Genomic DNA, 12,723 nt, shown 5'->3' on the forward strand with positions numbered 1-12,723 from the left:
AGGGTTGCGCACCTTTCTTGTTGGCATGTGAGCTCGACACTTCCATGATACCAAACAAGCGAGGTGTTTTTTGTCAACTTGGCTAAATATAGCGAATTCTTCTTACAGCCTCAAGGGTTTAAGCCGATTTTCTAGCTGCGAAAGTTGAGTTATTAATATGTAGTAGGTGAAAATAAAATATTACACAGCAAAGCAGCCCGCCTACCAAGGCCGGGCTGCTTTTATTAGTATCATCAGGCCCGTTGCCGCGGGCTACCGCCATCCTTATGGAGTCATGCTGTCCCACAGCGCCTGGAATGCGCCGGATTCGACTTCAAAGAACACCGGTGCATTGCCATAGCGTACGAGCCCCTGGCCGAAGAGCACCAGCTGAACCTGTGCTTTATCTTCCAGCTCCAGATAGACAATCTTGCGGTCTTCGCCATCGTAGATGCCTTGCTCCATCAGCGGCTCGGCAGCAAGCGGTTTAGCGGCCTGGAGTGCTGTCACGAAGTTATCCAGCGCTTCACCGCCAGCAAGCGGTGCATACTGCTGAAGGCCGTTGTTCCAGCTGTGGAAGCTTTCCCACTGGGCCGAGGCGATCCGGCCTTCTAGGTTCAGCTTGCCGATCAGGTCGGCGCCGCTGTTTACGGTGATGCCGTTTGTATGCTCATACAGATCGGCAAATACCTGACCGTCGATTTCCGAGTAGGACATGATCAGGAACCCGGAATCGTAACCTTTTACCGTATAGATATCTGTCACGCCAATGTTGGAGGCGAGCTCGGTGTAGCCATCCTTGCCGGTCCATTCGTCAATGCCGCCTGTAGTGGTCCCCAGCTTGTCGCCGAGCAGGGCGGCAGCGTCTGCAGCATCAATGCGGGTAGCGGACTGTGTATACACATTGCCCTCATATACAACCAAGGCGAGCATGCTTGCCTTGACCTGGGAATCCGGATCAGGCAGCTCCACCTTAGGGATGGTGATGCCCGTTCCCAGGTCAACCTGGGCTACCTGTGCCGGTGCTGCCGGGCTGTTAATCTGCTGCCAGATAGTCGGCCCTGCAAGGCCAATTCCGGCGGCGATTACCAGGCTTGCTGCGATGTACATTGTTTTGCGCGGGCGTTTACGCTCCTGCTGCTGCTGTTCCAGCCTGCTGATCAATCCGTTTTTCATCTCTTCACCTGGTTTCATAGAATCCACCGCTTTCTTGTATTGTTGTCGAAATTGTTTGTCGTTCACTCGGTTTCCGCTCCTTCCAGTTCCAGTTTTAACAGCTGCCGTCCCCGTTGAAGCCTCATCTTCACAGCGGACTCGCTGATCTGCAGAATACTGCTGATTTCCTGGACAGGATAATCCTCGTAGTAATACAAATGAATCACTGTTTTGAGCTTCACGGGCAAGGCCAGCACCAGCTGCAGCAGCGCCAGATCCATCGGACTGTCTGCCGCCAGCGCGTCGGCGCCGTCCAGCTTAACTTCACGTTTGCGCCAGCCTCTGCCCAGCATCGTTTTGCAGGTGTTGGTAAGCACTCGGATCAGCCAGGCTTTCTGGTGCTCGGCATCATTGAAATCCGGCGCTTTTTCCATCAGCTTGATGAATGTATCCTGAACGGCCTCCTCGGCATCCTGGCGTCTGCCCAAATGGATCATAGCAATCCTGAATAGCATATCTGAATAAGCCTCGTAACTCTTTATCACATGATTTCCCGGCCGGATCATGGATCGCTGCATAATGCAATGACCTCCTTTATACCTGTAACACCATTACGAACGGCATTTGGTCACATTTTGTTTCCGGGAATTTAAATATCACGCTGTCATGTCAGCTAAATCTGATTATGCCAAGGGGAAACGGGGTAAAATCCGGTAAGTCTGCATACCTTATTTTGGAAAATGGTATGTGACCTTTAACAGATGAAGGGGTGAGGATATGTATAGCAGAAAATATTTTGCAGGAATCGGTCTGGTGCTGGCCGCTATTACCATGAGCGCCTGCAGCAGCAATAATAAGGCGGATAACGCAGCTTCGATGGTTCAGCCATCTGCACCAGCTGCTACGCCAGAAGCGGCCGCTTCGGTCCAGCCGTCTGCATCGGCCGCGCCGGCGGCTACTGATCAGGCTGCTGCACAGCCGGCTGCGGGAGCTGCATCAGAAGGACTGCCGGAGAATTTACCTGATGACTTCCCGCTCCCGGAAGATGCTGTGATCAGCGTGTCGCATTCGGAGGAGAATGAGGGCAAGAAGGCGGCTCTGCTCATTTTCAAGACCAATGAGAGCATGGAATCTGTAACCAAAACGTACAAGGATTATTTCGCTGATAAGCTGGGAAGTGAGGCTGTACAAACAATAGATGAGAAGAATCTGATTATCCAGGGCAACTCGCCGGACAATACGCAAGTCTGGTCTGTCATTGGAGGCGAGCTGTCGGCTGAACCCGGTATGGTTGAGCTTAATATTACCTGGTCAGAGCTTTGAGTATTGATACAAAAAACAAAAAACCAGCCTTTACAGGCTGGTTTTTTGCGGGAGCGCGACAATGTGCACAAACTCCAGAAGGATCAATCTTCCATTTACCGCTATCTAACCTTCGGCCTTTGTAGTAAACTGATAACCTTGGAATAAATTCCATTTTTATCAAGGGGGCTTACTGTATGCAGGAACAACTGGCACGTGCCAACAAGGCGGCTTGGGAAACGAAGGCTTATCAGGCTTGGGTGCAGCATCACGGAACACCCGAGGCGCTTGCCGGAGAATTGAAGAAGGACCCCCGGCATCCGCTGCGTTACTGGCTGAAATACACAGGTGATCCATCCGGCAAAAAAGTCCTTAACCTGCTTGGCTCCCACGGCAGAAAAGCGATTCCCCTGGCCCTGCTAGGCGCAGAGGTGACAGTAGTCGATATTTCGGCGGAGAACCGCCGGTATGCCATTGAGGTTGCGGCGGCAGCGGGTGTGCAGCTGAATTATATCTGCTCGGATGTCCTGCATATCCCGGATGAAGAAACGCTCGGGCAATTCGATTATGTGCTGATGGAGTTTGGGGTTTTGCATTATTTTACTGATCTGAAGCCGTTGTTCACACTTGTGAATCGCAGGCTGGGTGTGGATGGCCGGCTGCTGCTGACGGATTTTCATCCGTTTGCCAGGGCCTGGAAGACCACAGAGACGCTCCGGCAGCCGACAGGCAACTATTTTGACGATACGGTCCGGGAAGGTGAGGTGGCCTTTGCCAGGCTGCTCCCGGAATCAGAGCGTTCAGGATTATCCAGCGTTCTGACGAGGGCGTGGACAGTGGGCGATATTCTTACAGCAGTCGCAGCGAGCGGGCTGTATATCCGTACCTTTGAAGAGATTCGTAACGCGGCCGATCCGAGCTTTCCCGAGTTTTATACCCTGATCGCCGACAAAAAAGATGTGCAGCTGTCTCCGCTGAAACCCTGATTGTAGGCATTAGACAACCAGACGTAAGCATATGGGTACATAAAACACAATTGGGGTGGTGGACCAGTGCTGCGTAACCAGGAGTTCAGAGTTTATATCATTACCAAAGGGGACATTCTCCGGTTTGTGGCGATAGAGATTGTGCTTGGAACGATGACCTACTCTATTGCGATGAAGTTGTTCCATAACGTGATTTTGGCGAGTGCAGGCGGCTGGGCCGGGACAGAAGGCTTCAAGAGGCTGATTATGCTGAAGAATCTATTGGCAAAATGAACATATCAGCAGGGCGGGCCATCCTTATAAGGATGGTCTTTTTGTAGAAGACTGATTCGAGGAGAGAGGCAGCGACCGGGCATTCCCGTTACATAATCTTGACCTTAGGTCTGACCTAAGGTTTATCATAGGGATACATACTTGGAAGCGGGGGATGGCTGATGCAGAAAGAGATTACCATTAGCGAGCTGGCCAGGCTCATGCAGGTTTCGGTTCACCAGATCCGTTATTTTGAGGAAAAAGAGCTTCTGCTGCCCGCCTACACCGATTCGAACCAGTACCGTAAATACAGCATCGACCAGATCTTACCGGCTGTCACAAATTCTGCTGCTCCGCAAGCTGGGGATGCCGGTTCAATCAATAAAAGAATGTATGACGGAGGATAACCCTGAACTGGCAGAGCAGAGGCTTAAGTATTCGCAGACAGAGATCAGCAGAGAAATTGCACGGCTGCAGCAGCTGCAGCATTTCATCGGCAAGGTGCTGCAGGAGCATCATGAGTTTCAGAAGGAGGAGCAGAATTATCATGTAAAACGGCGTGAAGCGCAGGCTTTGCGGGAGTGGTTCAGGCTGGAGGCCCAAATGACACTTGATGCGGGAAAGCTGGCTGAACATAAGAGTGTGCTTGAGGGACTATTCGAGGCGGATATTCATTACCTTTACGATGGCTCGGGAACGGTTATCTTGTATATCGCTGAGGAGCCGGGTGAGGAGGGCGACCGGATCCTGCCGGCAGGAGAATACCTCTCTTATTCGGTGCAGGCTGCCGGTGAGGGGGAGCTTGAACAGCATATAGAGAAGTTCAGTCACCATGCTGAAAAGGAATACCGCCCAATGTCAGGACCGCTAATCATTATTGAAAAATCGTACCTCTCCCTGTTCAGCCAAGACAAGCTTCATTACGAACTTCTGCTCTGCATAAATCCTGATGATACTTCAGCTAAAGGCACAGAGGAAGGATGACAAACCGGCCGATTACTATTGAGAACATGCAGCCCAAATACAACCGCGAGGTCAGTTTTCTGCTGGCTCACGTTTTTCAGGAAAAATTCGCTGCGCTGACAAAGCTGGATATCCGCTCACTTGCTAATCCGGCAGGCACAGGAGTTTATGCGGAATCAGCCGGAGCTGCATTATCTGAGTCTGCATGTCCCAGGCAGTAACGGGCAGGCCAGACGCCTGTACGAGCGGCTCTCGTTCAGCACATCTTCGGAGGAGCACGGCCTGCTTAGCCGGTTAACAAGGGGGTTCATCTCTATGAAAAAGAAAGCTATCACTTTAGCAATTGTAATCGTGCTTATTATGCTGGGTGCGGCTTTATATATTTTGCGGCAAAATACTTTCGATATGGTAGAGCAGCCGGTAGAAATCTCTACACCGCAGGGTAAATTGACCGGTCTGCTGACGCTGCCCAAGCATGCTTCCGGCAAGCATGGGCTGGTGCTGTTTATTCACGGCGACGGGCCGGTCAACGCCTCCCATAATGATGGATATAAACCGCTGTGGGAGCGGCTTGCTTCGCTGGGCTTTGCTTCTCTTTCCTTTAACAAAAGAGGGATCGGCGGGTCGGAAGGGAACTGGCTGGACCAGAGCATCAGTGACCGGGTGGAGGAGGCACGCCAGGCGCTGGTCTGGGCCAGAGAACAGCCTTCCATAGACAGCAGCAGGATCGGGGTATGGGGAGCCAGCCAGGCAGGCTGGGTCATACCAAAGCTTGCCGAGGCTGAGCCGCTTGCGTTCAGCATTCTCGTCTCACCGGCCATCAGCTGGCTCAGGCAGGGAGCGTACAACACGGAGCAGCAGATGCTCAAAGAAGGCTATAGCACAGATGAAATCAGCAGTCAGATGGCCTATGAGCAGCGGGTTAATGAGCTTTTGCAGCAGGGGGCGGCTTATGAGGAATATGTACAGCTTGATCATCCCGGGAAAATAATGTCCAGGGCACGCTGGACCTTTGTCAGCCGGAATTTCACCGCGGACGCGGAAAAGGATCTGCGGAACTTCAAGTCTCCTCTACTTTTGCTGCTGGGGGATGACGATATTAATGTAGATGTACAAGAAACGGAGCGGGTGTACCGGGAGCGCATCCTGCCTTCCTCCCTGCTCACAGTCAAGGTGTTTCCGGATACTGAGCACTCCATGCTCAGGACGGCAACAGCGGATTCCAGCCTGCGGGCGACTCTAATCAGCCTGTTTGCACCAAGAAAAATCACTGTGGAAGGCTACATGGAACAGATTGAGCTGTTCCTGCGGGAGATATAAGGGCACATAAAGGACATAACATCCAGTTATGCTAGTACCAATAACATGTTTGAAGGCGGGGACTGGATTGAAGAAGAAGCTTCTGCTCGTCGAGGATGAAATCCGGATCCGCGAGCTGGTGTCAGATTATTTCATACAAAATGGCTGGGAAGTATACGAAGCGGACAACGGGCAGGATGCCCTGCTCTGGTTCAGCTCCCAGCTGCCGGATCTGATCATCCTGGATATTATGATGCCCAGGCTGAACGGGTTCGAGGTGTGCCGGGAGATCCGCCGGCAATCAGCGGTTCCGATTATTCTGCTGACGGCAAAGTCTGCAGATGACGATAAAATATACGGCTTTGAAGCGGGAGCAGACGATTATGTGACAAAGCCGTTCAGCCCAAAGGTGCTGGTAGCGCGGGCCAATGCGCTGATGAAGCGGGTGGAGGGCGGTCACCTGCCGGATTCCGGCAGCCTCAAATTTGGCGCTGCTGTCTTTAATACCTCTGCCCACCGGCTGGAAATCGGAGGTGCAGAGGTGGAGCTTGCCCCCAAGGAATATGAGCTGTTATGGCTGCTGATCCGCAATAAAGGCATTGCTGTCTCCCGCGATACCATTCTCAGCCGGGTCTGGGGCATTGAATTTGACGGGGATTCCCGGGTCGTTGACAGCCATATCAAGAAGCTGCGCAGCAAGCTGGGCGCAGAGTCACGCTGTATCCGTACGGTGGTCGGCACCGGCTATATGTTCGAGGAAGAAGCATGAGAAGGCAGGGAATTACCTTTAAGCTGTTTGTGATGACCGTGATCTTTTTTCTCTGCTTTTACGGAATGGTCATTCTGGGCCAGCTGCTATTCTTTGACGGCTTCTACCAGCATCAGAAGGAGGGCAAGGTCGAAAAGCATCTCAAAACCTTTGGTGCCAGCTACACCAGTGAGCAATGGACCGGCAGCCGGCTGTCTCAGGAGCTGGTCCGTTTTATGCTGCGCAACAAGACACAGCTGGCGATTGTGAAGCTGGACGGCAAAATGAATTCGGACGACCCGTATCATATGAAGCTGCGGATGAAGGATGGCAGGGAGCTGGTTGTTTCCCTGTCGATGTTCATGAGCGAATACGGGGACGAGCTGAGGGCAGCGGATATCAAGGAAGAGGATACGCTGACGCTTGAGGGCGAGCTTTTTGAAGAGGACAGCAGCAGCACTCAGGACCTGATCTATCCTGTAAGCATAACCGCCGGCAGCAGAACGATAGGAATGCATGAAGAGGGTATGACACGGCTGTCCGGAACCGTCACAGAAATTGTATTGCCGGATCTCAAGCTATGGAATCCGCGTCAGGGGATTCTGCTGGAGGCGCTGGAAGAGTGGTTCCCTCTGACGTCTGAGCAAAAGGCGGATCTGGAGCAGCTGGAAATGCAAAAGCAGGAGTGGACCGCCCCTTGGAGCGGGATCCGCAATTCTGTCATTATTCTGCCTGTTCAGCGGCCCGGCGGAGAGATAGAGCTGCTGTTCACGGTTACCTCTCTGCAGGATGTCAAGGATTCGAATGAAGCGCTGCGCTGGTTCTTTTTATATCTGGGGCTGGGCGGGCTAGCGCTGATTCTGGTACTCTCGCTGTTCTTCTCCAAGATGGTCACCAGGCCGCTGATCAAGCTGAACAATATCGCCAAACGGATGGTCTCACTGGACTTTACAGGCGATAACTCGATCCGGCAAAAGGACGAGCTGGGCAGCCTGTCAAACAGCATGTTTACCTTGTCGGTAAGCCTGGATTCGGCGCTGCGCGAGCTGCGTGAGGCTAACCGCCAGCTGGTGGAAGAGATGGAGCATAAACAGCGGATGGAGATTATGCAGCAGGACTTTTTTGCCAATGCCTCGCATGAGCTGAAGACTCCGCTAAGTATTATTAAGGGCTTCGCTGAGGGACTGGAGGATGGTGTGAGTGCTGGCAAGCAGGATCACTACATTAAGGTCATTATTGAGGAAGCCGACAAAATGGAGTTTCTGGTAAAGGATATGCTGGATCTGGCCAGGCTGGAGTCTGGCACCATTAAGCTGCAGAAGAGCTCTTTTATGCTGAGTGAGCTGACAGAAAAGGTAGCTGACAAGCTGATCCATCTGCTGGAGGGCAAGGGGCTGAAGGTGGTTGTTATTCCGGTGAACGAGCCGCCGGTGTATGCCGACAGCAGCTGGATCGAACAGGTGGTGCTTAATTTCATGACCAATGCCATCCGGCATGCAGACGAAGGAAGCACGGTGACCGTCAGGATAGATGGCCAGGGGCAGGCCTGTGTGTTCAGCATTCATAATCAGGGTGAGCCTGTACCGCAGGATCAGCTGCAGCAGATCTGGGAACGGTTCTACCGGGCTGAGCCCTCCCGCAGCCGGCTGACAGGCGGAACCGGGCTGGGGCTGTCCATTGCCAAACGGATTCTGGATATGCACGGCTGCCGGTATGCAGTGAAAAACATCGGAAATGGCGTCTGTTTCAGTGTGTACTTTGAAGGCTGAGCAGACATGCGGCATTGAGGCCGGAAAAGGAGTGAACCGTTTTGAAATGGAATTGGCTGCCTTCAATGTGCACGCTGGGTAACCTGGGACTGGGATCCTTGTCCCTGCTGTATACGATACAGGAGCGCTATGAGCTGGCGTTAGTAATGATTTTGCTTGCGGCATTTTGCGATGTGATGGACGGGATGCTGGCCAGAATGCTGGGCTGTACCAGCGAGTTCGGTAAACAGTTGGATTCGCTGGCGGATATTATCTCATTCGGACTGGCACCGACTTTTTTGATCCTGTTATACAAGCTGGAAAATGTACACTGGCTGGGGCCGGCGGCCGCGGTTGGCTTTTTGATCTGCGGTGCGCTGCGTCTGGCCAGATTCAATATATCAGCCCCGTCCACGGGCTTCACCGGTATGCCGATTACAGCCGCCGGCGTGATTTTGTCCATGCTCTCATTAGTTGTTGAATATATGAAACCGGGATGGGTCATCATGATGATGGGTCTGTTATCCGTAATGATGATCAGTCATATTCCGTTTCCGTCGCTTAAAAAATACGTTAACAGGAAGTGAGTCCATGCCCTGGATCATAGAGATGATTACCCAATACGGATATTTGGCAGTCTTCCTGCTCATGGCACTGGGGATTCTCGGCATTCCTGTGCCGGACGAGCTGCTGATGCTGTTCGTAGGCTATCTGTGCTCGGTGATGGTGCTCAATTTTTCTGTTGCCGTAGTGGTTTGTTTCATGGGAGCCATAACAGGCACGCTGATCAGCTATACCATCGGGCGTAGAGTGGGTCAGCCGGTTGTCGAGAAATTCGGCAAATGGGTGGGCCTTACTCCCAGACGTTTTGCCAGCGTTAAAAGATGGTTTCATAAGTTCGGCCACTGGACTGTGTTTATTGCCTACTTCATTCCCGGGTTAAGACATGTCTGCAGCTACATTTCCGGCATCAGCGCCATGTCATTCCGTAAGTATCTGCTGATCACCACGGCCGGTGCCTTGATCTGGTCCATTTTGTTTGTTTCTATCGGCTACTTTATCGGGGCCAGGTTGTCCTTTGCATAGCAGAAGGATGTATTTACATTCCATAGATTGCTTGTTATGATCAGAAGTATCAAAAGAGCTTACCCGAAGCGATTAAAGGATGAATGACCTCCTTTAGTCGCTTTTTTTGTGGGTTATTTGCCGGGTTATTAGACTTTGTATTGTATTGGAGGCGTTTTGTATGAAAAAAAGAGGTTACGAGCTGTTCATGCTGCTGGTTGGAGCGTTTTTGTTTGCGTTGGCAGTTAATGTATTTATTATCCCCAATGATTTTGGTGAAGGGGGAGTAACCGGGGTATCGATCATTCTCTTTTATCTGCTGAAATGGTCGCCGGCGCTGGTTGGCTTTACGCTCAACGGAATATTGCTGATTATCGGCTATAAGCTGCTGGATAATAAAACAATCATCTATACCATTATTGCTGTGGCCTTCAACTCCCTGTTCCTGTATCTGACCGAGAACTGGCGGATTGATTCCAGTGAGCCGGTGATTAATGCGGTCTTTGCCGGTCTGCTTGCCGGGGGCGGGATCGGACTCATTATCCGGGTTGGCGGTACAACGGCAGGGACGACGATTCTGGCCCGGCTGGCCAATAAATACTGGGACTGGAATATCAGCTACGCGCTGCTGTTCTTTGATCTGATCGTTGCCGGACTGTCTGTTTTTGTCATCGGGCTTGAGAAGGTTATGTTCACGTTCGTTATTCTCTTTATTGGAACCAAGGCCATGGAGTTCATCATTGAGGGGGTAAACCCCAAAAAGGCTGTAACGATCATATCGGCTGAGCACGACCGAATTGCTGCAAAGGTTACCGAGCTTATGGACCGCGGAGTGACGGTGCTGAGGGGCTACGGCTACTACACCGGCGAGGATAAAAACGTGCTCTACATCGCCATCAGCAAGCAGGAAGTCTCCATGCTCAAAAAAATCGTGCGGGCCGAGGACAAAAATGCCTTTGTTACGATCCATGATGTGCGCGATGTGTTCGGTGAAGGGTTTATTGATATCTCCAAATAAATGCAGCCGGGCGAAAAGTCATTGCCGTTTCACCCAGTCAGCAGCGGGCAAATCACATATGCTATGGTGTACTCTCAATCATGAAGGAGGAATTGGAAATGGGTTGTTATGGTGAAAATGTAAGTCCGGTTGGCGGAGCAAACTGCGGATACGGCAGTCCTTTTACTTCTACTGCTGCAATTCTGGTATTGTTCATCCTGCTGGTTATCATCACTAAGGCTTTTTGGGTATAATTTGACTTGATAAATATGCTCTGCCGGACTTCCGGCAGGGCTATTTCTTTGGAAGCTGAAACAGGATCTGCAGGATATTTCCAAAAAAAAATGAAGTGAAACGGTAATTTGGCGGTTCGCAGACTGCCTTCTATGGGTAACTCCCTCTTTGAAGGTTCATATGAGATGAATCCTGCAGAGAGGAGGGAAACCTGTGTTTTATGATCAATCGCCCTATGACATTAAACTGGAATGGGGTCAAAGAGGGGCGAGGGCTGCAGCAGAACGTGGGGACATCGTCGTTATGGTCGATGTATTAAGCTTCTCCTCTACCGTAGTAACGGCAGTTCAGCACAAGGCTACCATTTATCCGTATCCATCGCCGGTCAATGAGCAGGCCAAAGCTTATGCCAAGGGGCTCGGAGCAGAAATTATCCGCGGCAGAGCCGAAGCGCTCAGAGCAGGAGGGCATTCCTTGTCGCCGCTGTCGTTCAGCTCGGCTGATTACGAGCGTGACTTTGTTCTGTGCTCCACGAACGGTGCGGCCTGCATATGGCTTGCGGCTCAGGTGCCTGCATTGCTGGTCGGCTGCCTCTTGAATGCTTCAGCAGTTGCTGAGACTGCAAACAGGCTGAGGCTTGAGCTGGGGATACCGGTTACCGTAGTGCCCTGCGGTGAGAAATGGCTGGATGTGATCGGTTCTGAAAACAATTTGCGTCCCGGCATCGAAGATTATCTGGGGGCTGGTCTGATTCTCTCCAAGTTATCCGGAAGCAAGTCTCCGGAAGCGGAGGTTTGCATCGGTGCTCTGAGATCTTCCGGACAACGGATCAGGGAGCTGATCTGGGAGTCTGCCAGCAGCCGTGAACTGCGGGAACGGGGATACGAGGCAGATGTGACTTACTGCTGCCAGGTGGATATCAGCTATGCCGTGCCGGTACTGCAGCATAACCGTTTTGTTAATGTACCCTCTCTTGCACAGAAAAAATAAAATTTCAGCCTGGCTTCAGCAGAATTTCATATGGAATTAAGTTAAGGGTTGTATAGTAATGACATACCCCCCTTATTCATAGATTTGGACCCTGCCGGACGCCGGCGGGGTCATTTTTTTTGTTAACGAATATTACGCTGGATAAATTTTCTCTCCTCGCTCCGTTCCATCACCGCCATCAGCTGCCCCTGAAATATCCGCCGCTGAATCTGGTCGATCCGCTGCAGAGCCATCTCCTCAGGCACCTGGAACGTAGAAGCTAAGTAATAGACGGCATCCTCGCGCTGCTCGGGCAACGGTCCGGCAGAGATCATGGAATAGGGCATGGCCGCATAGAGAATAAAACGCTCGGATTCATCCTGCTGCGCCTGTGTGAAATGCCCTGGCATCAGAATACGGTTGCCGGCATGGCGGAGCAGATGACAGAGCTCATGAAGAAATTCGAGGCGCTGCAGCTCCGGCGGAAGCCGGTTGTCCAGGAACATCGTGTACATGCCCGCTGAGGCCTCAACACTCTTGCTGCGCACATCCAGGTAATGGACCCAGATGTTCAGCCGTTCAGCTATGTACGGGATGGAAATATCGGCCGGCTTACGCACCTGCAGACGCTGATACAAATCTTCAGTCCAGCTCTCAAGGGCGGTCATTTGGTAGTAGGATTTCATAATATCACCTCTAAATAGGATCGTATGTTCGTATTTATGGGTAAAAGAAAAGCCCGGAGGGCTAAGGTTTAACGGCATCAGACCGGAACTGACGTTCTTATGTATTTAAGAATAAATCAATTAAACCTGAATATCAAGTGTTTTTCCAAGATTCGGATGCGGGCTCTGCTGTAGCATCTGGGTCATATTCTGCGCCATGATTTCAGCTGAATTCTTGGCCATGCTCAGGACCTGAAGTCCGGCAGCCTGCTGCAGGGACACCTGGCTCATGGCAGTGGATAAGGCGGCAATGTCCATTTCGCACCTCCTGTTTCATTAGAATTGGGGTATGGCCGACACT

At 51.6% G+C, this 12,723-nt stretch carries 17 protein-coding genes; 13 read left to right on the top strand and 4 right to left on the bottom strand.

Annotation, left to right across the window (positions count from 1 at the left end):
• Nucleotides 1-264 precede the first annotated feature (264 nt).
• Nucleotides 265-1,221, bottom strand: coding sequence for a hypothetical protein (locus AWJ19_RS07865; protein ID WP_068722653.1), 957 nt, complete (start codon nucleotides 1,219-1,221; stop codon nucleotides 265-267).
• The gene (locus AWJ19_RS07870) at nucleotides 1,218-1,712 is read right to left on the bottom strand and encodes an RNA polymerase sigma factor (RefSeq protein ID WP_068722655.1); all 495 of its coding nucleotides are present in this window, start codon (nucleotides 1,710-1,712) and stop codon (nucleotides 1,218-1,220) included. The genes AWJ19_RS07865 and AWJ19_RS07870 overlap by 4 nt, the downstream gene beginning before the upstream one ends.
• A gap of 199 nt (nucleotides 1,713-1,911) precedes the next feature.
• Here AWJ19_RS07870 and AWJ19_RS35695 point away from each other — a divergent pair, with 199 nt between their 5' ends.
• From AWJ19_RS35695 to AWJ19_RS07930, 13 genes are all read left to right on the top strand, one after another.
• The gene (locus AWJ19_RS35695; RefSeq protein WP_068722657.1) at nucleotides 1,912-2,457 is read left to right on the top strand and encodes a hypothetical protein; all 546 of its coding nucleotides are present in this window, start codon (nucleotides 1,912-1,914) and stop codon (nucleotides 2,455-2,457) included.
• 176 nt (nucleotides 2,458-2,633) lie between these two features.
• Complete coding sequence (locus AWJ19_RS07880; protein ID WP_068722659.1) at nucleotides 2,634-3,422, top strand: class I SAM-dependent methyltransferase; 789 nt, start codon at nucleotides 2,634-2,636, stop codon at nucleotides 3,420-3,422.
• 66 nt (nucleotides 3,423-3,488) lie between these two features.
• On the top strand, nucleotides 3,489-3,695 hold the full coding sequence (locus tag AWJ19_RS07885) for a hypothetical protein (protein ID WP_128083535.1): 207 nt from the start codon (nucleotides 3,489-3,491) through the stop codon (nucleotides 3,693-3,695).
• Nucleotides 3,696-3,856: 161 nt separating this feature from the next.
• Entirely contained in the window at nucleotides 3,857-4,081 is a 225-nt protein-coding gene (locus tag AWJ19_RS36380; RefSeq protein WP_241781647.1) for a MerR family transcriptional regulator, read from the top strand.
• Entirely contained in the window at nucleotides 4,068-4,658 is a 591-nt protein-coding gene (locus tag AWJ19_RS07890) for a transcriptional regulator (protein ID WP_241781648.1), read from the top strand. Before AWJ19_RS36380 ends, AWJ19_RS07890 begins: the two co-directional genes overlap by 14 nt.
• Before the next feature lie 294 nt (nucleotides 4,659-4,952).
• Nucleotides 4,953-5,957 carry an alpha/beta hydrolase gene (locus AWJ19_RS07900; protein ID WP_068722665.1) on the top strand — a complete coding sequence of 335 codons (1,005 nt, stop codon included), beginning with the start codon at nucleotides 4,953-4,955 and terminating at the stop codon, nucleotides 5,955-5,957.
• A gap of 67 nt (nucleotides 5,958-6,024) precedes the next feature.
• Entirely contained in the window at nucleotides 6,025-6,705 is a 681-nt protein-coding gene (locus AWJ19_RS07905) for a response regulator transcription factor (RefSeq protein WP_068722667.1), read from the top strand.
• Nucleotides 6,702-8,453: a HAMP domain-containing sensor histidine kinase gene (locus AWJ19_RS07910; protein ID WP_068722669.1), complete on the top strand. Its 1,752-nt coding sequence runs from the start codon at nucleotides 6,702-6,704 to the stop codon at nucleotides 8,451-8,453. The genes AWJ19_RS07905 and AWJ19_RS07910 overlap by 4 nt, the downstream gene beginning before the upstream one ends.
• A gap of 41 nt (nucleotides 8,454-8,494) precedes the next feature.
• The gene (gene pssA / locus AWJ19_RS07915; protein WP_068722671.1) at nucleotides 8,495-9,019 is read left to right on the top strand and encodes a CDP-diacylglycerol--serine O-phosphatidyltransferase; all 525 of its coding nucleotides are present in this window, start codon (nucleotides 8,495-8,497) and stop codon (nucleotides 9,017-9,019) included.
• A 4-nt stretch (nucleotides 9,020-9,023) separates the two neighbouring features.
• The gene (locus AWJ19_RS07920) at nucleotides 9,024-9,518 is read left to right on the top strand and encodes a DedA family protein (RefSeq protein ID WP_068722673.1); all 495 of its coding nucleotides are present in this window, start codon (nucleotides 9,024-9,026) and stop codon (nucleotides 9,516-9,518) included.
• A gap of 160 nt (nucleotides 9,519-9,678) precedes the next feature.
• A complete protein-coding gene (locus tag AWJ19_RS07925; RefSeq protein WP_068722675.1) occupies nucleotides 9,679-10,515 on the top strand; it encodes a YitT family protein in 837 nt (278 codons plus the stop codon).
• 98 nt (nucleotides 10,516-10,613) lie between these two features.
• On the top strand, nucleotides 10,614-10,748 hold the full coding sequence (locus AWJ19_RS37240) for a hypothetical protein (protein WP_128083536.1): 135 nt from the start codon (nucleotides 10,614-10,616) through the stop codon (nucleotides 10,746-10,748).
• A gap of 193 nt (nucleotides 10,749-10,941) precedes the next feature.
• Complete coding sequence (locus AWJ19_RS07930) at nucleotides 10,942-11,718, top strand: 2-phosphosulfolactate phosphatase (RefSeq protein WP_068722677.1); 777 nt, start codon at nucleotides 10,942-10,944, stop codon at nucleotides 11,716-11,718.
• A gap of 122 nt (nucleotides 11,719-11,840) precedes the next feature.
• On the opposite strand, the gene AWJ19_RS07935 is transcribed toward AWJ19_RS07930, so the two are convergent.
• Nucleotides 11,841-12,383, bottom strand: coding sequence for an ImmA/IrrE family metallo-endopeptidase (locus AWJ19_RS07935; RefSeq protein WP_068722679.1), 543 nt, complete (start codon nucleotides 12,381-12,383; stop codon nucleotides 11,841-11,843).
• A 120-nt stretch (nucleotides 12,384-12,503) separates the two neighbouring features.
• Nucleotides 12,504-12,680, bottom strand: coding sequence for a YjfB family protein (locus tag AWJ19_RS33915; RefSeq protein ID WP_082707758.1), 177 nt, complete (start codon nucleotides 12,678-12,680; stop codon nucleotides 12,504-12,506).
• Nucleotides 12,681-12,723 lie beyond the last annotated feature (43 nt).

The sequence above is a fragment of the Paenibacillus sp. DMB5 genome, from assembly GCF_001517085.1.
GTDB lineage: Bacteria > Bacillota > Bacilli > Paenibacillales > Paenibacillaceae > Paenibacillus_AQ.

What these genes read in the sequence shown, in the direction of transcription:
- AWJ19_RS35695 (WP_068722657.1), top strand. Translation starts at nt 1,912, where the DNA reads ATGTATAGCAGAAAATATTTTGCAGGAATCGGTCTGGTGCTGGCCGCT.
- AWJ19_RS37240 (WP_128083536.1), top strand. Translation starts at nt 10,614, where the DNA reads ATGGGTTGTTATGGTGAAAATGTAAGTCCGGTTGGCGGAGCAAACTGC.
- AWJ19_RS07900 (WP_068722665.1), top strand. Translation starts at nt 4,953, where the DNA reads ATGAAAAAGAAAGCTATCACTTTAGCAATTGTAATCGTGCTTATTATG.
- AWJ19_RS07925 (WP_068722675.1), top strand. Translation starts at nt 9,679, where the DNA reads ATGAAAAAAAGAGGTTACGAGCTGTTCATGCTGCTGGTTGGAGCGTTT.
- AWJ19_RS07880 (WP_068722659.1), top strand. Translation starts at nt 2,634, where the DNA reads ATGCAGGAACAACTGGCACGTGCCAACAAGGCGGCTTGGGAAACGAAG.
- AWJ19_RS07920 (WP_068722673.1), top strand. Translation starts at nt 9,024, where the DNA reads ATGCCCTGGATCATAGAGATGATTACCCAATACGGATATTTGGCAGTC.
- AWJ19_RS07935 (WP_068722679.1), bottom strand. Translation starts at nt 12,383, where the DNA reads ATGAAATCCTACTACCAAATGACCGCCCTTGAGAGCTGGACTGAAGAT.
- AWJ19_RS07910 (WP_068722669.1), top strand. Translation starts at nt 6,702, where the DNA reads ATGAGAAGGCAGGGAATTACCTTTAAGCTGTTTGTGATGACCGTGATC.
- AWJ19_RS36380 (WP_241781647.1), top strand. Translation starts at nt 3,857, where the DNA reads ATGCAGAAAGAGATTACCATTAGCGAGCTGGCCAGGCTCATGCAGGTT.
- AWJ19_RS33915 (WP_082707758.1), bottom strand. Translation starts at nt 12,680, where the DNA reads ATGGACATTGCCGCCTTATCCACTGCCATGAGCCAGGTGTCCCTGCAG.
- AWJ19_RS07870 (WP_068722655.1), bottom strand. Translation starts at nt 1,712, where the DNA reads ATGCAGCGATCCATGATCCGGCCGGGAAATCATGTGATAAAGAGTTAC.
- AWJ19_RS07890 (WP_241781648.1), top strand. Translation starts at nt 4,068, where the DNA reads ATGACGGAGGATAACCCTGAACTGGCAGAGCAGAGGCTTAAGTATTCG.